21 protein-coding genes and 1 pseudogene are annotated in these 24959 nt (G+C 63.1%); 4 read left to right on the top strand and 18 right to left on the bottom strand.

Translation table 11 applies throughout. From position 1 onward, the window contains the following. Positions 1–68: 68 nt before the first annotated feature. The 15 genes and pseudogenes from rnhB to rpsB form a co-directional block, all read right to left on the bottom strand. On the bottom strand, positions 69–707 hold the full coding sequence (gene rnhB, locus ACG33_RS09610) for a ribonuclease HII (RefSeq protein WP_066920721.1): 639 nt from the start codon (positions 705–707) through the stop codon (positions 69–71). After that, the gene (gene lpxB, locus ACG33_RS09615) at positions 704–1894 is read right to left on the bottom strand and encodes a lipid-A-disaccharide synthase (RefSeq protein ID WP_066920723.1); all 1191 of its coding nucleotides are present in this window, start codon (positions 1892–1894) and stop codon (positions 704–706) included. The genes rnhB and lpxB overlap by 4 nt, the downstream gene beginning before the upstream one ends. A gap of 39 nt (positions 1895–1933) precedes the next feature. After that, positions 1934–2722 carry an acyl-ACP--UDP-N-acetylglucosamine O-acyltransferase gene (lpxA, locus tag ACG33_RS09620; RefSeq protein WP_066920725.1) on the bottom strand — a complete coding sequence of 263 codons (789 nt, stop codon included), beginning with the start codon at positions 2720–2722 and terminating at the stop codon, positions 1934–1936. A gap of 32 nt (positions 2723–2754) precedes the next feature. Continuing rightward, a complete protein-coding gene (fabZ, locus tag ACG33_RS09625) occupies positions 2755–3186 on the bottom strand; it encodes a 3-hydroxyacyl-ACP dehydratase FabZ (protein ID WP_066920727.1) in 432 nt (143 codons plus the stop codon). A 92-nt stretch (positions 3187–3278) separates the two neighbouring features. Beyond that, a complete protein-coding gene (gene lpxD, locus ACG33_RS09630) occupies positions 3279–4502 on the bottom strand; it encodes a UDP-3-O-(3-hydroxymyristoyl)glucosamine N-acyltransferase (RefSeq protein WP_083536675.1) in 1224 nt (407 codons plus the stop codon). A gap of 51 nt (positions 4503–4553) precedes the next feature. Further along, entirely contained in the window at positions 4554–5096 is a 543-nt protein-coding gene (locus tag ACG33_RS09635) for an OmpH family outer membrane protein (RefSeq protein WP_066920729.1), read from the bottom strand. Between the two features lie 57 nt (positions 5097–5153). Next, the gene (gene bamA / locus ACG33_RS09640) at positions 5154–7721 is read right to left on the bottom strand and encodes an outer membrane protein assembly factor BamA (RefSeq protein ID WP_066920731.1); all 2568 of its coding nucleotides are present in this window, start codon (positions 7719–7721) and stop codon (positions 5154–5156) included. A gap of 8 nt (positions 7722–7729) precedes the next feature. Then, positions 7730–9133: an RIP metalloprotease RseP gene (rseP, locus tag ACG33_RS09645; RefSeq protein ID WP_066920733.1), complete on the bottom strand. Its 1404-nt coding sequence runs from the start codon at positions 9131–9133 to the stop codon at positions 7730–7732. Next, complete coding sequence (ispC, locus tag ACG33_RS09650; protein WP_237392606.1) at positions 9130–10377, bottom strand: 1-deoxy-D-xylulose-5-phosphate reductoisomerase; 1248 nt, start codon at positions 10375–10377, stop codon at positions 9130–9132. Before ispC ends, rseP begins: the two co-directional genes overlap by 4 nt. Beyond that, positions 10374–11186: a phosphatidate cytidylyltransferase gene (locus tag ACG33_RS09655; RefSeq protein WP_066920735.1), complete on the bottom strand. Its 813-nt coding sequence runs from the start codon at positions 11184–11186 to the stop codon at positions 10374–10376. The genes ispC and ACG33_RS09655 overlap by 4 nt, the downstream gene beginning before the upstream one ends. After that, positions 11187–11891, bottom strand: a complete 705-nt coding sequence (gene uppS, locus ACG33_RS09660; RefSeq protein WP_083536677.1) for a polyprenyl diphosphate synthase — start codon at positions 11889–11891, stop codon at positions 11187–11189. A gap of 156 nt (positions 11892–12047) precedes the next feature. Next, positions 12048–12605, bottom strand: a complete 558-nt coding sequence (gene frr, locus ACG33_RS09665) for a ribosome recycling factor (RefSeq protein WP_066920739.1) — start codon at positions 12603–12605, stop codon at positions 12048–12050. A 45-nt stretch (positions 12606–12650) separates the two neighbouring features. Next, positions 12651–13316 (bottom strand): UMP kinase, encoded by a 666-nt coding sequence (pyrH, locus tag ACG33_RS09670; RefSeq protein WP_237392724.1) that lies wholly within the window; start codon positions 13314–13316, stop codon positions 12651–12653. 265 nt (positions 13317–13581) lie between these two features. Continuing rightward, a complete protein-coding gene (gene tsf / locus ACG33_RS09675) occupies positions 13582–14481 on the bottom strand; it encodes a translation elongation factor Ts (RefSeq protein WP_066920742.1) in 900 nt (299 codons plus the stop codon). Between the two features lie 261 nt (positions 14482–14742). Beyond that, a pseudogene (gene rpsB / locus ACG33_RS09680) lies at positions 14743–15516 on the bottom strand (30S ribosomal protein S2); the annotation flags it as partial. A 407-nt stretch (positions 15517–15923) separates the two neighbouring features. Between rpsB and map the strand changes: the two are divergent. The 4 genes from map (at position 15924) to dapD (ending at position 21606) form a co-directional block, all read left to right on the top strand. Further along, entirely contained in the window at positions 15924–16700 is a 777-nt protein-coding gene (gene map / locus ACG33_RS09685) for a type I methionyl aminopeptidase (RefSeq protein ID WP_157071859.1), read from the top strand. Between the two features lie 18 nt (positions 16701–16718). Then, positions 16719–19412, top strand: a complete 2694-nt coding sequence (gene glnD / locus ACG33_RS09690; RefSeq protein ID WP_066920746.1) for a [protein-PII] uridylyltransferase — start codon at positions 16719–16721, stop codon at positions 19410–19412. Positions 19413–19436: 24 nt separating this feature from the next. Further along, entirely contained in the window at positions 19437–20690 is a 1254-nt protein-coding gene (gene dapC / locus ACG33_RS09695) for a succinyldiaminopimelate transaminase (RefSeq protein ID WP_066920748.1), read from the top strand. A 70-nt stretch (positions 20691–20760) separates the two neighbouring features. Continuing rightward, positions 20761–21606: a 2,3,4,5-tetrahydropyridine-2,6-dicarboxylate N-succinyltransferase gene (dapD, locus tag ACG33_RS09700; protein ID WP_066920750.1), complete on the top strand. Its 846-nt coding sequence runs from the start codon at positions 20761–20763 to the stop codon at positions 21604–21606. A gap of 105 nt (positions 21607–21711) precedes the next feature. Here dapD and pstB read toward each other — a convergent pair whose 3' ends face one another. From pstB to pstC, 3 genes are all read right to left on the bottom strand, one after another. Beyond that, complete coding sequence (gene pstB, locus ACG33_RS09705; protein ID WP_083537234.1) at positions 21712–22611, bottom strand: phosphate ABC transporter ATP-binding protein PstB; 900 nt, start codon at positions 22609–22611, stop codon at positions 21712–21714. 83 nt (positions 22612–22694) lie between these two features. Beyond that, a complete protein-coding gene (gene pstA / locus ACG33_RS09710; RefSeq protein WP_066923171.1) occupies positions 22695–23612 on the bottom strand; it encodes a phosphate ABC transporter permease PstA in 918 nt (305 codons plus the stop codon). A 50-nt stretch (positions 23613–23662) separates the two neighbouring features. Continuing rightward, positions 23663–24544: a phosphate ABC transporter permease subunit PstC gene (gene pstC / locus ACG33_RS09715; RefSeq protein WP_066920752.1), complete on the bottom strand. Its 882-nt coding sequence runs from the start codon at positions 24542–24544 to the stop codon at positions 23663–23665. Between the last annotated feature and the right edge of the window lie 415 nt (positions 24545–24959).

Raw genomic sequence — 24959 nt, forward strand, 5'->3', positions numbered from 1 at the left:
CGTCGTTACTGCTCATGGCCATCATCTTCCCGGGTATGCGCCGGATAACGGTGCCTTGCGAGCGAATCTCAGGCGCCAGGCCAACTCGCGGGTCTTCCCTCCAGAGCAAGCCTGACAGGCGCGAAACTGCGCCGGTGTATCGGACTCGCGCCCCAGCGCGCCAGTGCGCGATAATGCATTGCGGTACCGTAGCCCTTGTGCTTTGCCAATCCGTAATGCGGATAAATCGTATCCAGAGCCGTCATCATGTGATCGCGGGTGGATTTCGCAAGAATGGAAGCCGCGCTGATGCATTGCTCCAGCCGATCGCCGCCGACGATCGCCTCGAAGCTGCAACCCAGCGCCAGACCCGCAAACGACGGACAACGGTTACCGTCGACCTTTACATGTGCCGGACGCACCCGTAGCCCCAGCAGCGCCCGTCGCATCGCCAGATGGGTCGCCTCCAGGATATTGAGCGTATCGATTTCCTCGACATCGGCCCACGCCACCGACCAGGCCAGCGCCACGCTGCGTATCTTGCCGGCCAGATGCCGGCGTGCCTGCTCGCCGAGCTGCTTCGAGTCACGGATGCCACGAATACGCCGGCGCGGATCGAGGATCACCGCCGCCGCTACGACCGGTCCGGCGAGCGGACCACGGCCGGCCTCATCGACACCGGCCAGCAGCCCCTCGCGAGCCCGATCCAGCGCCCATTGAGAGTTCATGCCCGCCGTTCCCCGTGCGCCTCGCACTCGGTCCCATCATCGATCAGCGCAACGATCGCCGCCGCCGCGCTGGCGCTCGCGTCACGCCGCAGCATGCCGTGCATGTCTGTGAAAGTTTGCATCAGCTGCTCGCGATCCGCACGCTCGAGCTGTGCCAGCAGGGCCGGTCCGAGCACCTCCGCGCGCACTTGCCGGTTGAAGTACTCGGGAACGATCTGCCGGCCCGCCAACAGGTTGGGCTGAGCAAAGAAAGGAGCCCTGAAAAGCTGCAAGGTCTTGAGCAAAAAGCTGGTCGGCCAGCCCAGGCGATAGGCCACGACCATCGGTCGCTTCACCAAAGCAGCCTCCAGGGTGGCCGTGCCGGACGCCAGCAGCAGCACATCCGCGGCGGCCATCACCTGCTGGGCCTGCCCGTCCGCCAGGCGCACCCGCTCCGCCACGCCAGCCTCGGCCAGTGCGGCGGTCAGGATCCGGCGGGCCGGTTCATTCGCCGGCGCCGCGATGAACTGCAGCTGTGGCCTTCGCTCCAGCAGCCACTTGACGGTCGCCGCGAAGGGCGGTGCCAGACGTGCCACCTCCCCTCGCCGGCTGCCCGGCAAAAGACCGATGCAAATTTGCTGCCGGACCAATCCCAGCGCATCGCGCGCCTCGTAAGGGTCCAGATGCAGGGGAATCCGGTCGGCCAGTGGATGACCGACGAAAACCGCGGGTACACCATGCGCGTCATAGAATGGCTTCTCGAACGGCAGCAGGCACAGGATGAGATCCACGGCGCGTCCGATCGTGCGTACCCGGCCCTGACGCCAGGCCCATACCTGCGGGCTGACATACTGGACGGTGGGGATGCCATGCGCCTTGATGACCGGTGCCAGGCGAAGATTGAACTCCTTGGCGTCCACGCCGATGTATACGTCGGGGCGCTGCTCCAGCACACGTGCCCGCAGCCTGCGGCGGATACGCAGCAGGCGCGGCAAATGCGGAACGATCTCGAACAGCCCCATCAGGGCCAGTTCCTCGGCGCGTTCCCAGGGCTCGCAGCCAGCCGCAATCATCCGCGGTCCGGCAATGCCGGCGAAGCGGGCCTGCGGCAGCCTGGCGCGCAAGGCATCGATCAGCTGGGCTCCGAGGTTGTCGCCGGAGGCCTCGCCGGCCACCAGAACGATGAACGGCGCTGCCCTACTGGACACGGTCGCAGAGGTGCCTGTCGAGGCCGGGGGAACCTGTGTTCACCGAACGATTCCGACCCGCTCACGCCGGGGCGTGGAGTCGTTCAGGAAGTCCACCAGGGGCAGGAGCTCCGGCTGGCGGGCGCTGCGCTGTACGAGTTCGGCGCTCGCCTGGGACAACTTGAGTTTCGAGCGATAAAGGATCTTGTAGGCATCCTTGATGTTGCGGATCTGCTCCGGCGTATAGCCGCGCCGCTTCAGTCCTTCGGCATTGACGCTATGCGGCTCGGCCGGACGTCCGACCGCCATCACGAACGGCGGCACGTCCCGCGTGACCGCCGTATTGTTGGCGATGAATGCATGCGGTCCGACCTTGCAGAACTGATGCACACCGGAGAACCCGCCCATGTGCACCCAGTCGCCTAACTCGACATGCCCGCCCAGAGTCGCATAGTTCGCGAACACGCAATGCGAACCGATAACGCAATCGTGTCCCACATGCGCCCCCGCCATGAACAGATTGTCATTGGCGATGCAGGTGACCAGCCGGTCCTTGGTCGTGCCGCGGTTGATCGTGCAGTTTTCGCGAAAACAATTGCGATCGCCGATTTCCAGGCGTGTCGGCTCGCCGCGGTACATCAGATCCTGCGGCGCCGCGCCGATCGAGGCAAACTGGAAAATCCTGTTATCGCAGCCGATCGTCGTGGGACCGTCGATCACGACATGTGCGCCGATCCAGGTTCCCGCGCCGATCTTCACGCCGGCACCGATCACCGTGTAGGCTCCGACCTCGACTCCCTCCGCCAGTTCGGCGTCCGGGGCGATCAATGCAGTCGAATGGATCGGCATGTAGCTGTCTCGATATTTCGCGAACGGCGCCTTCAGGAACCCAAAGCGATCATGATTTCCGCGCTGGCGACTTCCTCGCCGTCGACATCGGCTATCGTGGAAAATTTCCAGATGCCGCGCAATGAGCGCTCCAGCTTCGCCTGGAGAATCAGCGAGTCGCCCGGCACCACGGGACGCCGGAAACGCGACTTGTCGACACCTACGAAATACAGCTGGCTCTGTCCATCCGGATAGATTCCGGCGGTGACGAAACCCAGGATGCCCGCGGCCTGGGCCAGCGCCTCCAGAATGATGACTCCCGGAAACACGGGACGATTGGGGAAGTGGCCGGTAAAGAACGGTTCATTGAAAGTCACGTTCTTGAGCGCACGGATGCTCACGCCCGGTCGGCATTCCAGCACTCGATCGACCAGCAGGAAAGGATAGCGATGCGGTAGACGCCGCATCACTTCCTGGATATCCATGGTCAAGACTTCTGACGTCAAGGCTTCTGACATTATGACCTCGTGTCTGATCGTTGAGCCGGAGGGGCCAAGGCTCCGGCCATCGGAACCGTTCATCGGCGGCGACGGGCGATACGATTTCGCTTCCTGCCCTTGGGATCGGCTCCCGCGCCCGCAGAGGGAGCAGCGGGCGGCTCCGGCGGCGGTTCGAAGAGCGGTCGATGCGATGATTCCGGCGAGGATTCCTGGGACGATACGGCCGGTGATCCACGGGGCGTGGCGCGAACCGCATCATCCGGAAGATCCGTGGGTGCATCCTGAAATCGCGAACGCAGTTTGCGCACGGTGCGCGCCAGTTCATCCAGTTGATAGAACCGCGCGGCATTCCGTCGAAAGCGGCTGGTGGGCTCCACCGGCAAGCCGCTCGAATAATAGCCTGGCTGATGAATGCTGCTGGAAACGAACGACCGGCCGGTCAGCACCACATCGTCACAGATGGTCAGGTGTCCGGCGATGCCGACCTGTCCGCCGACCATGCAGCGCCGCCCGATGGTGGTACTGCCCGACACTCCGGCGCAACCGGCGATGACGGTGTGTGCACCGATGCGTACGTTGTGCGCGATCTGGATCTGATTATCCAACTTCACCCCATCCTCGATGACCGTATCTTCGATCGCGCCGCGGTCGATCGTGGTATTCGCGCCGATCTCGACATCGTCGCCGACACGCACGCTGCCTACCTGCGGCACTTTGATCCACTCGCCTTGCTCGGGCGCCAGGCCGAAGCCGTCGGCACCGATCACCGCCCCCGGATGCAGCAGGCAGCGCTTTCCGAGCCGCACGTCCTCGCACACGGTCACACGTGCGACCAGACGAGTATCCGCACCGATGCGCGCATCGTCCAGAACGATACAGCCCGGACCCAGGACGACATGCGCCCCGATCACCACCCGTGGCCCCACCATGCAATGCGGACCGATCGATGCACTGGGATCGATGCTCGCCGATGGATCCACGATCGCACTGGGATGACGGCCTGCCGGACGCGCTGCGGGAGGATGCAGCCACTGCGCGATGCGTGCATACACCGCACGAGGATTGGAGCAAAGCAGTGCCGGCACCGGACATTCGTCGGCATAGCGTGGCTCCAGCACGACGGCACCGACGCCGGTGGATGCCAGGACGCGGCGATGACGTGCCTCCGCCAGAAAACTGATCGCATCGGCATCGGCGCTTTCCAAGGTAGCCACGCGTCTGACGCGTGCTTCCGGATCGCCTCTGAGCGTGCAGCCGAAGCGGACCGCCAGTTCTCCCAGGCTCGTACCCGTCTCGGTCATGAGGCGCCAATCATGAAGGTTACTGCCCGCGCCGATGGCACGGGGTGGATATCAAGGCTTCGATGCGGGCTTGGCCGCGCCGGAGCGAGCCTGCAAGGCACTGAGCACCTGCGGGGTGATATCCAGGGATTCGTTCACGTACAACACGCCGTCGCCGACCACCAGATCGTAGCTGGAAGAGCGCGCGAACGTCTGCACCTCCTGCAACAACGAACGCTGCAGCTTACCGAGTTCTTCATTACGGCGCAGATTCAGATCCTCGACATACTCGTTCTGTTTGCGCGCCAGATCGCGCTGCCCATCCCGCAGTTCCTTCTCTGCATTGCGACGCTCGTTCTCGGCCATGACCGCGCCGTCGCGCTGCAGTTTTTCCTCCTTTCCCTTCAGATTCTTCTGCTGCGCAAGGATGTCGCGCTGACGGGGAGCGAACTCGTCCTGCAGCGCCTGCATGGCCTGCTTGGCCTGCGGCGCTTCCTCCAGCAGCCGCGGGATATTGACCACTGCGATCTTGGTCTGCGCGGACGCGGTACCCCCGGACGCCAGCAGCACCGCCGAAATCAATGCGACCGTACCCAGTCTGCTCAAACGTGCCATAAGCGATGGACCTCGAAGTTCGATATTGAGAAATAACCTAGTCCAGATGGCCCGGATTCAAAATGCCTGGCCGATCGAGAACTGGAAACCTTCACGCTCATCTCCATACTTGATGCCATCGCCGCTCTTGGCATTGAGCGCGACGGCATAGCTGAAGCGAAACACGCCCAGCGGCGCCAGCCATTGCACGGCGATACCCGCCGACTGCTTCAGATCATCATAACTGAACTTGTAATCCACCGGGGTGCCGACCCGGTTCCCATCGCTGTCGATCGTCTGATCGGCACCGAGAAAATTGATGTGCTGGTCGGAGAATACGTTGCCGATATCGAAGAACAGGCTGAAACGGGCGCTGTTGGCCCATTTATCGGGCATCGGCAGCAGCAATTCGGTCTGTGCCACGAGCTTCATGTTGCCGCCGTAGGGCCGGCCGAAGCTGTCCTTGGGTCCCAGGCGCGACTCGCGGTAGCCGCGTACCGAGTCCGGGCCGCCGGCAAAAAACTGGCGATACGGCGGCAACGCCGTGGCATCACCCAGCGCCCTGCCGTAAGCCGCCTCGAAATTGAACATCAAGGTGAGGCCGCGCCAGACCGGTACGAACTGCAGATAGTCATAGGACGTCGTCCAGAACTCCACCTCGCTGCCGGGCAGCGTATAGCCCACGTTGAAGCGATGCCGCGCCCCGCGCGTGGCGAAAATCGCCCGATTGCGCGAATCGTAACGCCAGCCCAGGTTCAGCTCGAAGGTGTCGAACTTGCTGCTGACCACCTCGTAGTCGTACTCGTCGTCGCAGTCACCGTCGATCGTCACATATTCGATGCAGCGTGAACGCGGATTGCCGTTGTTGCGCACCCAATCGACCGCCTCCATGGCGCTGCCGCCTTCCGTGGTCGCCAGTTCGGCGCGCTGAGCCGATACGCCGATGCCCAGATACTGGAATTCGGTAATCGGCCAATCATAATTCAGCCCCAGAGTAATCGTCTCGGTACTGAAATCCGAGGCTGCGGAAGTGAACTGCGTCACGTCACGATAGCCCAGGGAAACGGAGCGCTGCATTTCATCGATCGTGGTATAGCGATCGGTGTGCGAGAAGCTGAAGGACTTCGCGTAGCGGCCTGAATTGATTTCCGCAGCGATCCGATTGCCCGTGCCCATGAAATTCGAATGCACGAAGTTGCCGTTCAGGATGACGGACTGGGATTCGGAATAGCCCACGCCGCCGCCGAACTGGCCCGGCAATCCCTCTTCAATCTGGAAGTTCACGTCCACCAGGTCGGCTGCGCCCGGCACCTGAGCCGTCTCCACATCCACCTTCTGGATGAAAGGCAGCCGTTGAATACGCACCTTGGAGCGCTCCACCGCCGCATTGGACAGGTAGGCGCCTTCCAGCTGGCGCATTTCGCGCCGGAAGACTTCGTCGTTCACGCCGCTGGTGCCGTTGAAGTTCACGCGCCGCACATACACCCGGCTGTGAGGATCGACGACAAAGGTCAGCGAGATCTCCTTGGTTTCCGGATCGCCCTGAGGCACCGGATCGATCGTCGCGAACGCGTAGCCATCCACGCCCAGGCGCAGCTTCATGGCCTCGCTGGAGCTGGTGATCTGGCGCAAAGAATAAGTGTCGCCGGGCTTGATGAAAATCAACCGACGCAGCTCTGATTCCGGCACGACCGTGTTACCGGCGATCTTGATGTCCGAAATCCGGAATACATCGCCTTCATGCACGTTGATCGTGATGAATATGTCGTCCTTCTCCGGTGCGATCGCCACCTGTGTGGAGGTTACGCCGAAGTTGGCATAGCCGCGATCCATGTAGTAGGAGCGCAGCTTCTCCAGATCGCCCGACAGAGCCTCGCGCGCATAGCGATCGTTCTGTTTGTACCAGGAGAGCCAGTACGGGGTTCGCAGTTCGAACTGTTCCAGGAGCTCCTTGTCGTCAAAGGCAGTATTGCCGGCGATATTGATCTGGCGAATGCGCGCACGCTTGCCTTCGTTTACATCGATCGTCAGTTTCACCTTGTTGCCCGGAACCTCCTCGACCGTCGTATCGATGCGCACGGCATACTTGCCCCGGGAGAAATACTGGTCCGTGAGGTACTGCTTGACCTCATCGAGCACCGACTGGTCGAAGGTCTTGCCGGTCGCCAATCCCACGTTGCGCAAGGACTTCTGCAAGTCCTCGGTCTTGATATCCTTGTTGCCCTTGATCTCGAAGCTTTCGATCGAAGGCCGTTCGAGAACCGCGATCACCAGGGTGCCGCCGTCGCGGCGAATCTCCACGTCGCGAAAAAATCCGGTCGCGTACATCGCTCGCAAGGCTTCGGCGATACGGCGCTCATCCAACCGATCACCGATATTGACCGGCAGGTAGTTATAGACCGTACCTTCCGAAATACGCTGCAGACCCTCGATGCGGATGTCTCCCACGACGAAACCGGGCGCCGCGGGAAGCGGCGCGGCGGGCGCCGCAGATCCCTGGTCGGATATTTGGCCGGATATTTGGCCGGATGTCTGGCCTGATATCTGCTCCGGACCGGCAACGATGCTTTGCGCAAGCGTGCTGTCGGCACACGCGCCCGAGGCGGCGACCGCCAGCGTCGCGTGGATGATGGCTCTCAAACGCATGCGGCGCCTTAGTTCAAATGTCTTGCGATATCGTTATAAAAGGCCAGGCTCATCACCAGTATCAGCATCATGATGCCGATCTGCTGACCTAGCAGCTGTGCACGCTCTGAGACCGGTCGCCCCTTCACCAGTTCCGCGAGTTGGTAGACGATCTGTCCGCCGTCCAGAATCGGTATCGGCAACAGATTCAGCACGCCCAGGCTGATACTGATCAGTGCCAAGGTACTCAGGAAAATACGCCAGCCCTGACGCGCGGCATAACCTGTCGTTTCGGCGATACTGATCGGGCCGGAAATCGCTTTCAGCGATACGTTGCCGGTCACCATGCGCCCGATGATGCGCAGCGTGAACAGGGAGGTATCCCAGGTCTTCGCCGCCGCCTGCCTAACCGCCGCCAGCATCCCATATTTTTGCACGGCGAGCATATCCTGTACCGTCAGGCCGCTTTCGCTGGGCAACAGCTGGTTGGCCGGCGCAATGCCGATACGCCCGACCGGTCGGCCGGCCACGAAGTCCTCGCCGATGGTGATCGGCAGTTCCAGGATCCGGCCATCCCGGCGCAGTTCGAGTTCGACGGTCCGGCCCATACCGGGTTCGACCAGTCCGACCAGGGCTGCAAAGTCGCCGACCGGCTCGCCGTCGAACGCCAGGATTTCGTCGCCCTCGCGCAAGCCGGCGCGCTCCCCTGCGCTTCCCGGCATGACCCGCCCGACGATCGCCGCCACGCGCGGACGCCAAATGTCGAATCCCAGTCCAGCCAGCAGCGCGCCGGGCTGGGTCAGTTCGCGGCTGCGATCCCCCGCATACAGCGTGAGCGTGCGCTCCTCGCCTGCCTTGCCGCGAACCCGCAAACGAATCGTACCGTCGTCGATCAAGTCCTCGAGGATGCGCAGCCCGACGGCCTCCAGGGTCGGCGTGGGTGTTCCTGCAACCGCCAGGATCTCGTCTTCTTCGCGCAGGTCGGCGCGCGCGGCGATGGAATCCGGCGCCACGACCCCCACGATCGGCCTGAGTCCAGGCACGCCCGCCGCGAACAGCACCCAGTACAGCAGTATTGCGAAGATCAGATTGGACGCCGGGCCGGCGAGCAGCACGATGATGCGCTTCCAGACAGGCTGACGATTGAATGTTCGCGGCAATTCATGCGGCGCGACATCACCCTCGCGCTCGTCCAGCATCTTCACGTAACCGCCCAGCGGAATCGCCGCCACGACGTACTCGACCGCATCCCGGCCATGGACGCGTTTCCACAGCGGCCTGCCGAAGCCGATCGAGAATCGCAGTACCCGGATCCCCAGGCGGCGAGCGGCCCAGAAATGTCCGAACTCATGCACCGCCACGAGCACGCCGATCGCCACCACGAACGTGACGATCGCGATCAAAAATTCCAGCGGACTATCGGTCGATATCATGCACTTACTCCTGCCGCGGCGATCACCGCGGCCTGCGCCTCGCGCCGTGCCCAGGCGTCGGCGGCCAACACGTCGTCGAGCGAATGCGCCGCTGCCTCATCATGGCGTTCCAGGACCGTCTCGACCACCACCGGGATATCCATGAACGCGAGGCGCCGCTCCAGGAAAGCTCCCACGGCGATCTCATTGGCTGCATTGAGCGCCGCCGGCGTGGTGCCTCCAGCCTCCGCCACCGCCCGCGCCAGCCGCAGACTCGGAAAGCGCTCGAGGTCCGGTGCCTCGAAATCCAGCGGCGCCGCTCGCAGGATATCCAGGGATTCTACACCGGAGGCCAGCCGTGACGGCCACCCCAGCGCGTGAGCGATCGGGGTGCGCATGTCGGGATTGCCCATCTGCGCCAGCACCGAGCCGTCCACGTATTCGACCAGCGAGTGCACGATGCTCTGCGGATGCACGACGATCTCGATCTGCGCGGGCGGCAGGTCGAACAGCAGACAGGCTTCGATCAGTTCCAGCCCCTTGTTCATCAGAGTCGCAGAATCCACCGAAATTTTGCGGCCCATGACCCAGCGGGGATGTGCGCAGGCCTGCTCGGGCGTGACCGTGCGCAGCGCCCGGACCGGGGTGCGCAAAAAAGGTCCGCCGGAAGCCGTCAAGAGAACCCGGCGTACCCCTTGCGGTGCCCGCCCCGAGCCCGGCAACCCGCCGGCCATGCATTGAAAGATGGCATTGTGCTCGCTGTCCACCGGTACCAGGGTGGCGCCGCCTTCACGCACCGCCTGCATGAACAGAGGGCCGGACATGACCAGCGCCTCCTTGTTCGCCAGTAGGATGCGCTTGCCGGCGCGTGCCGCGGCCAAGCTGGACGCCAGCCCCGCTGCGCCCACGATGGCGGCCATGACGATCCCGACATCCTCATGCGCCGCGATCTGGATCAGCGCCTGGGCGCCCTGCAGCACCTGGGTGCCGGAACCTGCAGCACGCAGCGTCTGCGCCAGGACATCGGCGGCGGCGGCATCGACCACTACCGCAAAGCGCGGCCGATACATCAGGCATTGCTGGCGCAGACGCTCGACATTGCTGTTCGCCGCCAGCGCCACGACACGATAGCGGTCACGATGCCGCCCCAGCACGTCCAGCGTATGTACGCCGATGCTGCCCGTCGATCCCAACACGGCGACGCCGATGGGCTCCGCTGGATCGGCCGGCTCCGGTACGGTGGACAGGATGCGATTCGGCTTCACTTGAGCAACAGCCCCAGCCGTTCCAATCCCAGCAGGAACATGGGTGCGGCCGCCGTGATGCTGTCGATGCGATCCAGGACGCCTCCGTGTCCCGGCAGCAAGGTTCCGCTATCCTTCAATCCGGCGTGCCGCTTGAACATGCTTTCAGTCAGATCTCCGATGATCGAGGCCGCCACCACCGCCACGCACAGGCCGATGAACCCGGCCGGATTCGTCAAGCCGGGATCCGCCGAGAACCATGCCACGCCGATCGCCGCCATCCCTGCAGAGGCCAGCAACCCGCCGCACACGCCTTCCCAGGTCTTACCCGGACTGACCTGCGGAGCCAGCTTATGGCGCCCATAGCGGCGGCCGACGAAATAGGCGCCGATATCGGCGGACACCGCCAGCAGCAGTAGAAACAACATCAATGCAGGCGCCATCGCATGCAAGCGAACCAGTGCCAGCCAGGCGGGTACCAGCACGAACAGTCCGGCGACCCCGGCGCTGAGCCGGTTCACGCGGCGCGGCGCCACGACCACCCAGATCAAGGCAAGCAGCCACCACGCCAGCGTGACGTACAACAGCCCGTGCAGCGCTCCGCCGCGGTCCAGCCACCACCACGCGGCTGCCAGACAGACGGCGATGCAGCCTACATAGGCCCATCGAGCTGAATGCCGCGTGAAGCCGGGAAACACGGACCATTCCCATGCGCCGGCCAGCACTGCCGCCGCCAGTACCGCCATCAATATCATCTGCGGCAGAAACAGGATCGCCAGGACAGCCGCGGGTCCCAGGATCAGGGCCGTGATGACGCGTTGGCGCAGCATCTAGGGGTGCTCGTCCGCACGGCGGACGGAGGGTCCGGGAACACGTCCGAAACGCCGCTGGCGCCCGCCAAAGTATTCGATCGCGGCATCCAGTTCCTGTTCGTCGAAATCCGGCCAGAGCGTGTCGCAAAAATACAGTTCCGTATAAGCCAGATTCCACAACAGGAAATTGCTGATACGCCGTTCTCCGCCGGTACGGATCAACAAGTCCGGATCCGGCAGTCCGTGCAATGCCAGTTGTGCCTCCAGGCAATCCTCATCGATCGCCTCGATCGCCAATTCGCCGGCCACGCAGCGGCGCGCCAGCGATCTGGCCGCCTGGGTGATATCCCAGCGTCCTCCGTAGGCGATCGCGACGACCAGGATCATGCGCCGGTTGCCGGCCGTCAGTGCCGCCGCCGCCGCCATGCGCTCGCGCAGTCCGGCATTCAACTGCTGCGCATCACCGACAAAACACAGGCGGATATCGTTGCGATGCAGTTGTTCGACTTCCTGATCCAGCGCTTCGAGAAAACGCCTCATCAGCATGGAGACTTCGTCCCGCGGCCGTTGCCAGTTCTCACTCGAAAACGCGAACAGGGTGAGTACCTCGACGCCGCGTCGAGCGCAGTTCTCGACGATCCGCTTGACCGCCCGCACCCCCATGTGATGACCGGCGGGGCGAGGCAAGGCGCGTGCCGCGGCCCAGCGGCCGTTGCCGTCCATGATGACCGCTATATGCCGCGGTAGCGCGCGTGTCCTGCCAGTCACCGTACGGGATCCGCTGCTTCGAGCGCTGGGAGGATCTGCCTCGGTGAGCTGTTTCGGCCGGAATTCGTCATGAGAATCCTCGGGGAGGGAGGCGAGCGGAAGTGCGAGCCTTCAAACCTGCATCAGTTCTTTTTCTTTCTCTTCCAGAACCTGCTCGATCTCGGCGATGTGCTTGTCGGTCAATTTTTGTACATCTTCCTGGGCTCGCCGTTCATCATCCTGCGACAGCAGCTTCTCTTTTTCCATTTCCTTGAGATCGCTCATCACGTCCCGGCGTACGTTACGTACGGCAACGCGAGCATTCTCCGCCTCGTGGCGCACGACCTTGGCCAGATCGCGGCGGCGCTCCTCGGTCAACGGCGGCATGGGCACGCGAATGACCGTGCCCGCGGTCGCCGGCATCAATCCCAGGTCCGATTTCATGATGGCTTTTTCGATGGCCTGCACCATGGTCTTCTCCCACGGCGTGACCGTCAGCGTCCGCGCGTCCTCCAGTGCGATATTGGCGACCTGTGTCAGCGGAACGTCGCTGCCGTAGTAGTCCACCCGGATATGCTCGAGCAGGCTGGTGTGGGCCCGGCCGGTACGCAGGCGCTTCAGTTCGTTGCGCAGGGAGGTCACGCACTTCTGCATGCGCTCCGCAGCGTCTTTCTTGATGTCATCCAGCATGACTGTTCTCCCGGGGCGTTCGGTGGGGGCGTTCGGTGAGGGCGTTCAGGCGTTGGTGACGAGCGTGCCGACATCCTCGCCGCGCACGATGCGCAGCAATTCCCCTGGCGCCGTCAGGTCGAACACTCGCAGCGGCAGATCGTTGTCGCGGCACATGACGATCGCGGTGGCATCCATGACATCGAGACGATCGGCCAGCACCTGATCGAAAGTCAGGCGCGAGTAGCGTGTGGCGGCCGGATTGCGCATGGGATCATCGGAATAGATGCCGTTCACCTTGGTCGCTTTCAGCAACAGATCGGCATTGATCTCGATCGCCCGCAGGCTCGCCGCGGTATCGGTGGTAAAGAAAGGATTGCCGGTTCCTGCCGCCATGATGGTGACCCGGCCTTTTTCCAGATGCCGTACGGCGCGGCGGCGAATATATTCCTCGCATACCTCGTTGATGCGGATCGCGGACATCACTCGCACATATGAACCCAGGGCCTCGAGAGCATCCTGCATCGCCAGGGAATTCATCACCGTGGCCAGCATGCCCATGTGATCGCCCGTGACCCGGTCCATGCCGACGCGGGCCAGGCCGGCACCGCGAAAAATATTACCCCCGCCGATGACGACGGCCACTTGCATGCCCAGGCGGGTGACCTCGCGGATCTCCAAGGCGATACGCTTGAGCATCTTGGGATCGATGCCGTAATCCGCCTCCCCCATCAGCGCCTCGCCGGACAGTTTGAGCAGAATGCGCTGCAGTCCCGCGCCCCCTGCGGATCCCGACCGCGATCCCTTGCTCGGCTGCGTACCGGTCTGTCCTGCCTGGACCGTAGTGCTCATCGTGAATGCCCGCCCGACCTGTGAATCATTGCGCCATGGTATCCCCGTCATTATATGAAGAACCCCGCCGCGGCGGGGTTCTTCATATCGGTTGCGGCTCGCAAGGTCGCTCTTCCGAGGCGCCGTCCGCCGGCCCCGTGAGCCGCTAGGGCGTCGACTTCGCGCTTTCCACCTGTTTGCGGACTTCCTCGGCGAAGTCCTCCTGTTTTTTCTCGATGCCGGCACCCACCTCGTAGCGCACGATCGATGCGACTTCTCCGCCCGCGTTGCGCAGGTATTGTTCGACCGTCTGCTTGTCATCCTTCACGAAAGGCTGGCCGAGCAAGGTGATCTCGCCGAGCCACTTGCGCACCTTGCCCTCGACGATCTTGTCGACGATCTCCTGGGGCTTGCCTGCGCTCTTGGGGTCGTTGCGTGCCTGTCCGGCAAAGATGTCCCGTTCACGGGCGATATCCTCGGCGGGTACTTCGGCGGCGGAAACGCGCAGCGGATTGGTCGCCGCCACGTGCATGGCAATGTCCTTGGCCACGGCGTCATCGCCGCTCTTCATGGCGACCAGCGCGCCGATACGCGTACCGTGCAGATAGCTGCCGACGATCGCCGCCTCCACCAGTTCGAAACGGCGCACGCTCATGTTCTCACCGATCTTCGCGATCAGCGCCCGGCGCGTATCTTCGATCGAGGACCCGCCGTCGACGGGCAGTGCCGCGAGCGCCTCCAGATCCGCCGGCCGGCTCGCCAGCGCCGCGCGGGCAACGGCCGCGGCGAACTGGATGAAGTCGTTCTCGCGGGCGACGAAGTCCGTCTCGCAGTTGACCTCGACGATGGCGGCACATTTGCCGTCCGTGGAGCGTTCGATGGCGATGACGCCTTCGGCAGCGATCCGCGAGGCTTTCTTGTCGGCTTTCGCCAGGCCGGCCTTGCGCATCATCTCGGCCGCGGCATCGAGATCGCCCTGGGTTTCGACCAGCGCTCTCTTGCATTCCATCATTCCTGCGCCGGTGCGTTCGCGCAGCAACTTCACCGCTTCAGCTGTAACGGCCATGGATCACTCCGCTCCCGCATCACCGCCGGCCGGAGCCGCGGGGACGCTCTCAGCTGCCGCGGCCTCAGCTGCCGCGGCGGCCGGCTTGTGCTTGGCCAGCGCCGCCTGGCGCCGCGCCATGAACTCTTCCGGCGAGACATCCGCCTCGACGTCATCGACTTCCGCCGCCACGACCGCCTCGACCGGCTCACCGACCGCCAGTTCCGGCGTCTTGCGGCGCGTCGGCGTTTTCTTTTTCACGGCGGCGGTCCTGGCCGGCGCGGCACGGCGTGCCGGGGCACCCGGCTTGGCCCTGGGCCGACCTTCCTCGTCGAGCTCGACAAATTCATCCTCGCCCGCCGGCACTTCCGGCAGTGCCGAACGGCCCTCCAGCACGGCATCCGCCATGCCTTCGGCGTACAGTTGGATGGCGCGCATGGCATCATCGTTGCCCGGTACGACGTAGTCCACATCGTCGGGCATGCAGTTCGTGTCGACGATCGCAACGACTGGAATGCCCAACTTCCTTGCTTCGTGGATCGCAATGCGCTCGTGGCCGACGTCGATCACGAACAACACGTCGGGCAGGGATTCCATGGCCTTGATGCCGCCCAGGCTGCGCTCGAGCTTTTCGCGCTCGCGGCGCAGGCCCTGTGCTTCGCGTTTGCTGTGCTGCTCGAGCAGGCCGTTGCTGGCCATCTCGTCCAGCGTCATCAGGCGCTTGATGGACTGACGCACGGTCTTGAAGTTCGTCAGCATACCGCCCAGCCAGCGATGGCTGACATGGGGCATGCCGCAGCGATTCGCCGCTTCCCGAACGGCTTCGCGCGCCGAGCGCTTGGTGCCGACGAAAAGAATCCGTCCGCCGTCGGCGGCGACCTGGCGAATGAAAGCCGCGGCCTCGTTGTACAGCGGCAGGGATTTTTCCAGATTGATGATATGGATGCGATTGCGTTCCCCGAAGATGTAAGGCGCCATCTTGGGGTTCCAGAAGCGGGTCTGGTGTCCGAAATGGACACCCGCTTCCAGCATCTGCCGCATGGACATGCTGGCCATGAGAAAATCTCCTTGCAGGGGTTGAGCCTCCACCCGCCCCATGCGACGACCCGTCCGGATTCGCGCGTTCGAACCGCGCATTCCAGGGTGGGCACCCCGTCGCATGTGCCGGTCAGGTGTGAGAGTTGATGAAGTGAGAATTCATTGCGAAAAAAGCGCGCGCTTTATACCATGAACTCCATGATCATCCAAAAGTTTTTTGAGTCGGACGGCAGCGGCCCGCCGGGGTGGGCCGATAGCTGATGCGCGATCTGCTGAAATCTCTCTCGCGCCGGTCCGGCGCCTTGCCCGCCGAGCAGGAATCCCAAGCCGTTGCGGCCCGGGCAGGTGAAATTCGAACCGGCGCAGACGCACCGGCGGGCTCACCGGTGAACGACCCGGCAATCGTCTCTCGCCCAAGAACCCTGTTGGAGACGATGATCAAGACCGATACCGAACAGGAGCAAATGCGCCTCGCCGGACGCCTGGCAGCCGACGTCCTGGATATGATCACGCCCCATATCGTCCCGGGCGTGACGACGGAAGAGCTGAACACCCGCTGCCACGACTATATCGTCGGGGTGCAGCAGGCCGTCCCTGCGACGCTCGGCTATCGAGGGTTTCCCAAGTCGATCTGCACCTCCATCAATCACGTGGTCTGCCATGGCATTCCCAGCCCGGACAAGCGCCTGAAATCCGGCGATATCATCAATATCGACGTCACGGTCATCAAGGACGGCTGGCACGGCGACACCAGCCGCATGTATACCCTCGGCAAGGTATCCCAGGCCGCCCAGCGGCTGGTGGACCTGACTCGGGAGGCGATGTGGCTGGGTATCCGCGAGATCCGCCCGGGCGCGCACCTCGGCGATATCGGCGCGGCGATCCAGGCATTTGCCGAACCCCGGCACCTGAGCGTCGTGCGGGAGTATTGCGGGCACGGTATCGGCCGCGCCTTTCATGAGGATCCGCAAGTGCTGCACTATGGACAACGCGGCCAGGGTATGGAACTGCGGCCAGGCATGATTTTTACGGTCGAGCCCATGCTGAATGTGGGCAAACGCCATGTGCGCCTGCTGCCGGACGGCTGGACGGTCATTACCAAGGATCATTCTTTGTCGGCGCAGTGGGAGCATACCGTGCTCGTCACCGACGCCGGCTACGAAGTGCTCACGCTCGGCGCGGCCGAGCGTGAGCAGTCGTAGCCGCAGTTCTTCTCCTGCATGCCCGCCGTCACTCCCGAGGACCTGGAAGATCCGGTCCCCGCCTGCGGTGACCCTCCCTGGGACTACCTCGCCTCGCTGCAATCGCTCACGGCGGCGCCGGCCCGGAACGTAGCGGCCTTTCGCCAGGCGCTGCAGGAAGGCGCCGAGCGGCTCAAGAAGCGTTTCGGCGACGACGAACCGGTGGAACGGCTGGTGCGCGACCGTGCCTGCCTCGTCGACACCCTGCTGAAAAGCGCCTGGACACTGCATGTCGGGGAGTACGCCCAGGAAGTGGCGTTGATCGCGGTGGGTGGCTATGGCCGCGGCGAGCTGAACCTGTGCTCGGACATCGACCTGATGATCCTGATGCCCAAGAGCGCGGCCTGGCCCTGGCAGTCGCGCATCGAGCAATTCCTGGCCTTCACCTGGGACATCGGGCTGGAGATCGGCCACAGCGTGCGCACGATCGACGATTGCCAGCGCGAATGCGCCGCCGACGTCAGCGTGGCGACGACCTTGATCGAGGCGCGTCTCCTGACCGGCCCGCAAGCTCTGTTCGAGGCCATGCGGCGTGCGTTGGCGCCGGCACGGGTATGGCCGACTCGCGAGTTCTTTGAAGCAAAAGTCGCCGAGCAGGCGGGCAGGCATCGCCGCTACCACGACACCGCCTACAATCTGGAACCGAATGTCAAATCCAGCCCCGGCGGGTTGCGCGACATCCAGACGATCGGCTGGGTCGCCAAGCGGCATTTCGGCGCGGAATCCCTCGATGAACTGGTCGATCATGGTTTTCTGACTCGCGCCGAACTGCGCAAACTGAAGACCGCCCAGGCTTTCTTGTGGAAAGTTCGCTTTGCGCTGCATGTGCTGACCAACCGGCGCGAGGACCGGCTGCTGTTCGATCATCAGATCCGGCTGGCGGCCATGTTCGGCTACGAGGATGCCACCTACACCCTGGCGGTCGAGCAGTTCATGCAGCGCTATTATCGCACGGCCATGGATGTGAGCCTGCTGAACGAAATGCTGCTGCAGCTGTTTCGTGAGGCGATCCTCTCCGCTCCCAACAGCGCACCTCGGCCCGTCAACGCACGCTTCCAGATCCGCAACGATTTTCTGGAGATCAGCAGCGAGGATGTCTTCGACCGCTATCCGTCGGCACTGCTGGAACTGTTCGTGATCACCGGGCAGCATCCGGAAATTCACGGTGTGTGCGCCCAGACCGTGCGGCAGGTGACACGGCATCTATGGCTGATCGACGAAGAATTCCGTCAGCATCCGAGAAATCACCGGCTGTTTTTCGAGGTCCTCAGCGCGCCGACAGGTGTGACGCACGAACTGCGACGCATGAATCTGTATGGCGTACTGGGCCGCTATATCCCCACCTTCGGCCGTATCGTCGGCCGCATGCAGTATGACCTGTTCCATGCCTATACGGTCGATGCCCACACCTTGTTCGTGGTGAGCAACCTGCGGCGCATGGCGATGCCTAAATACGATCATGAGCTGCCGCAGCTCTCGCGGGTCATGCAGTCGCTCGAACAACCCGAGCTGGCCTACATGGCGGCGCTGTTCCATGACATCGCCAAGGGCCGCGGCGGCGATCATTCCGAGCTCGGAGCGGTCGATGCGGAAGCCTTCTGCCTGGAGCAGGGGCTGTCCCGATATGATGCCCGCCTGGTCGCCTGGCTGGTGCGCCATCATCTGGTCCTGTCGGTGACCGCGCAAAAGAAGGATATTTCCGCTCCCCATGTGGTTCATGAATTCGCGCGCCTGGTCGGCGACCAGACGCACCTGGACTACTTATACGTGCTGACCGTCGCCGACATACGCGGCACCAACCCGAAGCTGTGGAACAACTGGAAGGCATCGCTGTTCGCTGAGTTCTATGAACGCGTACGCCAGGCGCTGCGGCGTGGACTGGAACGCCCGATCGATCAGGAAGAGTTGATCGCCGAGATACAGGCGCGCGCCCATGAACTGGCCGCCCGGGAGAACCTGGATGAGGCCATCCTGCAATCGGTATGGCGGCACTTCACGGACGCCTACTTCCTGCGCCACACCCCCGGGGAAATCATCTGGCACACGCGCATGCTGGCTGGACGTGCCGCCGGAGACACCAGCGCCCTGATATCGGTACAACAGCAGTCCGGGCGCGGCGGCACCGGCATCTCGACCTATACGCCGCAATCGCAGCACAGCTTCGCCCGCACGACGGCCCAACTCGACCAGCTCGGACTGAACATCGTCGATGCGCGCATCACCCCCATGGCGGACGGCTTCAGCCTGGACGTCTACCACGTCCTGGAGGATACCGGCGCGGCGATCACCGATACGGCTCGAATCCTGGACATCGAACAAAAACTGACTCGCGCCCTGGAAAGGCGCGACGATGACGATGCGCCCGTCAATCGCCGCACACCGCGTCAGGTACGGATGTTCTCGACTCCGACCCAGATTTCTTTCAGCGAGGATCCGGACAACCAGCGTACGATCCTCGAACTCATCGCGGGTGACCGCCCTGGACTGCTGTCCAGGGTGGCGCGTGTCTTCATGGCGCAGCACATCGACGTGCATGCCTCGAAGATCATGACGGTCGGGGAACGCGCCGAGGACGTGTTCTATGTCGCCGATGAATCCGGCCGTCCGCTGAGCGAGGAAGCGCTCGGGCGCCTCTCGCTCGGCCTGCACAAAGCGCTCGATAACGACGCCTGAATCCTGACCGATGACCCCTGACCGATGAATCCCTTTCTACAGAAACTGCACCCCTATCCTTTCGAGCGCCAGCGCGCCCTGCTTGCCGGTGCGAACCCGCCGCACGATCTGGCGCATATTTCCCTATCGATCGGCGAACCGCGGCACGCGCCGCCGGAATTCGTCCTGCGCAAGCTCATCGACAGCCTTCAAGGCCTGGGCAGCTACCCTCAGACCGCCGGCATCGCGCCGCTGCGCGCCGCGATCGCCGCCTGGCTGACGCGCCGTTTTCATCTGCCCGCCGGTTCCTTGGATCCGGAAACCATGGTGTTGCCCGTCAACGGCACGCGCGAGGCCTTGTTCGCCTTCGCACAGTGCATGGTCGATCCTGCGGGAGGAACCGGCCGGCCCGCCGTGGTGATGCCCAATCCCTTCTATCAGATCTACGAAGGCGCAGCGCTCCTGGCCGGTGCGGAACCCTGCTTCATGGCCAATCCAGGCACAACCGGCGCCGCCTCCGCACAATGGTTGCCCGATCTGACATCGGTGTCCGAGGCCATCTGGCGGCGCTGCCAATTGCTGTATCTGTGCTCACCGGGCAATCCGACCGGTGCGGTCGCCGGCATCGATTATCTGCGCCAGGCATTGGCACTGGCGGACCGGTATGACTTCGTCATTGCCGCCGATGAATGCTACAGCGAAATTTTCATGGACGAATCCCGGCCGCCGGCCGGTCTGCTGCAGGCGGCACTCGCAGCCGGACATACGGCCTACGAGCGCTGCATGGTTTTCCACAGCCTCTCGAAGCGTTCCAGCGTTCCCGGTCTGCGCTCAGGATTCGTTGCCGGCGATCCTGCACTGATCGCCGCCTTTCTGCTCTATCGCACCTATCACGGCTGCGCGATGCCGCTGCCCACGCAGATGGCCAGCATGGCAGCATGGAACGATGATCAACATGTCATCGACAACCGCGTTCTATACCGGCGAAAGTTCGAACAGGTGCTGCCGATTCTGCGCAGCGTCATGCCGGTCGAAGCGCCGCAGGCAGGCTTTTATTTGTGGCCTGATATCGGTACCGCATCCGGGGCCGGTATCGAAACCGGACTCGGGGATGACGAACGCTTCACGCGCGAACTGTTCGAACGCAAGCATGTGACGGTGCTGCCGGGCAGCTACCTGGCACGCTCGACCCCGCATGGCAACCCGGGACGCGGGCGGGTACGCATCTCGCTCGTAGCCACCCTGGAGGAGTGTGTAGATGCCGCAATGCGCATCCGGGATTACATGATGGAGCGTTGAACGGCTACACTCCTGCTTCGCAGCCGGCTTGCGCCGCCGACCATCCACGACCGACGATAGTTTCAATACCATGCCCGATACCGCCGCTCATTCCGTTCATGCCGCCCTGGCCGATACGATCGGCTCCGCTTTCGAAGATCGCGCACGATTCAGCCCCGACAATGCCCCACAGGAGGTGCGCACCGCGGTCGAACAGGCCCTGGATCTGCTCGACCGCGGCCAGGTACGCGTCGCCGAGAAGCGAGATGATGGTTGGCAAGTCAATCAATGGCTCAAGAAGGCCGTACTGCTGTCGTTTCGGCTGCAGGACAACCGGCCGGTCGATGCCGGTTTCACCCGTTTTTTCGATAAGGTGGCGTTGAAGTATGCCGACTACGATGAGGCTCGCTTTCGCGCCGACGGCGTTCGCGTCGTGCCGCACGCCATAGTGCGTCGCGGTGCATTCGTCGGCGCCAATACGGTATTGATGCCCTCCTATGTCAATGTCGGCGCCTATGTCGGCGAGGGCACGATGGTCGACACCTGGGCTACCGTGGGATCCTGTGCGCAAATCGGCCGGAATGTCCATCTGTCCGGCGGTGCCGGCATCGGCGGCGTACTGGAGCCGCTGCAGGCGAATCCGACGATCATCGAGGACGATTGTTTCATCGGTGCACGCTCCGAGGTCGTGGAAGGCGTCATCGTGGAACAGGGCGCCGTCATTTCCATGGGCGTATTCATCGGCGCCAGCACCCGCATCTATGATCGCGAACGCGATGAGGTGCTCTATGGCCGAGTGCCTGCGGGCGCGGTCGTCGTACCGGGCAGCCTGCCTGCCGCCAACGGCAAGTACGGCTTGTACTGTGCCGTCATCGTCAAGCGAGTCGATGCTCAGACACGCGCCAAGGTCGGTATCAACGAATTGCTGCGTGAATGAGGCCGAGTCTGGAGGACGGCGGTACATTGTGCATCCAGTTGCGAATCCCGGTTGCGCACACCCCGTGCCGGGGATTCGCCGGCCTCATCGAATGTACCCCTCCGCTCAGCCATAGCGCCCGGTAATGTAATCCTCAGTAGCCTTCTTGCTAGGGTTGGTGAAGATTTTCGCCGCCTCGTCGAATTCGATCAGCTCACCGAGATACATGAAGGCCGTATAATCGGACACCCGTGCAGCCTGCTGCATGTTGTGAGTGACGATCAGCACGGTGACCTGATCGCGCAATACGGAAATCAATTCTTCGATCTTGGCCGTCGCAATCGGATCGAGTGCGGAAGTCGGCTCGTCGAACAACAGGATTTCCGGTGTCGTAGCCAGCGCCCGGGCGATGCACAGACGCTGCATCTGTCCGCCGGATAGTGCCAGTGCGGAATCCTGCAGACGATCCTTGACCTCGTCCCACAAGGCCGCTCCGCGCAAAGCCTTCTCGACCTCGTCCGCCAGGATCGCTCTGTTGCGCACCCCGCGCAGGCGCAGGCCGTAGGCGACATTCTCGAAGATCGACTTTGGAAAGGGATTGGGTTTCTGAAACACCATGCCTATACGCATGCGGACCTCGATGGGATCCACACCGCTGCCCACCAGGTTCAGATTATCCGGGTGCAGCATGATGCTGCCCTCGTAGCGTGTTCCCGGCTGCAAATCGTGCATCCGGTTGAAACAGCGCAGGAACGTGCTCTTACCGCAGCCCGACGGGCCGATCAGCGCGGTCACCTGACGGTCCGCGATCGGAATCGTCAGATTCTTCAGTGCCTGAGACTGTCCATAATAAAAATTGAGATCCTTGACGGCCGCCTTGATGGCGAACGGACGCGATTGGCGCGCTTCCCCCACGGTCACGGAGATGCGTTGCGGTGCGCCGGGCGGCGGTGCGGAACCATCGCCGCCGGTGCGCGGCGTGCCCGGGGATGCCTGAGCGATCGAGGAGCGGACGGTGGATTCCATGGGCAGGACCTTCAGCACAATCAAAGACTCTTCGGCAGCGAGCCGTCACCCGGTGAGGCTTGCGGACCAGCCTCATTCCGGCCTCACCAATTGATCTTTTTTCGAAAACGATAACGGATCCAGATCGCCACACCGTTCATGATCAAGGTCATGCCCAGCAGGATCGCACCGGCAGCCGCCGCATTCGCCTGAAACGCCTGGTCGGGCCGTGAAATCCAGTTAAACATCTGAATCGGCATGGCCGTGAAGGGATCGTTCAGCCAGTCGAAGGAAATGAAGGGAAACTCGCTCTTGAACGGCGACTCCGGCAGGAAGGCGATGAAGCTCAAGGCACCGATGGTAATGATGGGAGCAGTCTCGCCGATGGCACGCGATAACCCCAGGATCATGCCGGTGAGAATGCCGCCGGTGGAGTACGGCAGGACATGATCCTTGGTCACTTCCCAGCGAGTCGCGCCCAGTCCATACGCCGCTTCCCGGATCGCCTTCGGCACCGCACGGATGGCCTCGCGCGTTGCCACGATCACGATGGGCAGGATCAGCAGCGCAAGTGTCAGGCCCGCCGCCGCGATACTTTGACCAAGATCGAATTGATAGACGAACAGGCCCAGCGCCAGCAAGCCGAAAATGATGGACGGCACGCCGGCAAGATTCGTCACATTGATCTCGATGATGGCGGTCATCCAGTTTTTGGGCGCGTACTCCTCCAGATAGATCGCCGCCGCCACCCCGATGGGCACGGCGCATATCGCCGTCACCGCCATGATCAGGGTGGTGCCGACCCAGGCGGCGAGAATGCCGGCACGCTCGGCGTGCCTGGAGGCGAAATGCGTGAAGAAATCCCAGCTGAAGCGTTCCCAACCATCGCGCACCAGGTCGATGAACAGCACCGCCAGGATCATAAGACAGGCAAGCATCACTACCAGGCCGGTCAACACGAATATCCGGTCGAGCACCTCACGGCGCGCAAGATCCCGCCGCATGCCTTCCATCGTCACCATCGCGGCGATACCTGCCGGTTGCTGCGCGTTTGGGAACGCCTGGCGGCTCATCAGTAGGCCTCGCGGAAACGCCGCGTCAGGAAGAACCCGACGACGTTGAACACCAGGGTCATCAGGACTAGAACCAGACCCGCCGCAAAAATACTTTGATAGCCGATACTGCCGTGCGGCAGATCGCCCAGACTCACTTGTACGATGTACGCCGTGATGGTCGCGGCGGGCTCGCGCGGATCGAACGTGAAATTCGGCTGCATGCCGGCAGCGATGGCCACCACCATGGTCTCGCCCACGGCACGGGAAATGCCGAGAATGAAAGCCGCCGCAAGGCCGGAGAATGCGCCCGGCACGACCACCCGCAATGCCGTCTGCAGGCGTGTCGCACCCATCGCATAAGATCCTTCGCGCATATAGCGCGGCACCGCACGCATGGCGTCCTCGCTCAACGAACTGACATAAGGCACGATCATCAGGCCGATGACCAGGCCGGCGCTGAGCATGTTGAAGCCCGGCAGTTCGGGCATCAGCACCCGCAACGCAGGCGTCACCATCGTCAAGGCGAAATAGCCGTAGACCACGGTCGGCACGGCGCCCAGCAGTTCGAGAATCGGCTTGACGGTCTCGCGCACTCGGTGCGGCGCGAACTCACTCAAGTAGATTGCGATCGTGATGCCCAGCGGAACGGCCACCAGCAGCGCGACCAGCGTGGTCGTGAGCGTGCCGGCCACCAGCGGCAGAATACCGTAGTGCGCATCGGCAAACAGCGGCGTCCACATCGTGCCCGTCATGAACTCGACGATCGAGACATGCGCAAAGAACGCCATCGATTCGTACAAAAGCACGGCCACGATGGCCAGCGTCGTAAAGACCGCCACCAGGCCTGCGACGAGCAGCAATGTCTCGACGATGCGATCACGCAGCCTGCGATAACGCAAGACATTGCGCGAAACGACCGATCGGAACGCCGACTGATCCGTAAACGGCCCCGGCGGCGAACCGTGAGGCGAACCGTGAGGCGAACCGTGAGGCGAACCATGGGATGAACTCAGCGATGAATTCAAATGCTTGCTCTTTCGTGCGGGCATATCCCGTGCGGCGTTTCACACCGGCGCGGCGGACGTAAACGCAACCGGAAACGCAACCGGAAACGCAGCCGGAAACGCAGCCGGAAACCCAGCCGGTCCGGCACCGGAAAATCATGCTGCGCGGGTACGGCTGGCGCAGCACCGGTTCGCCCTGTACCTGGTGCTTCCAGTGTGCCGCGGCCGGATGACAGTATTGTTACAACGCGGCCGTTACGCCGCGGAGGCGCCGTAATGAATTTTCACGCAACGAGCACCGATTCCTTCG

It is taken from the genome of Steroidobacter denitrificans, assembly GCF_001579945.1.
In the GTDB taxonomy this organism is placed as follows: Bacteria; Pseudomonadota; Gammaproteobacteria; order Steroidobacterales; family Steroidobacteraceae; genus Steroidobacter; species Steroidobacter denitrificans.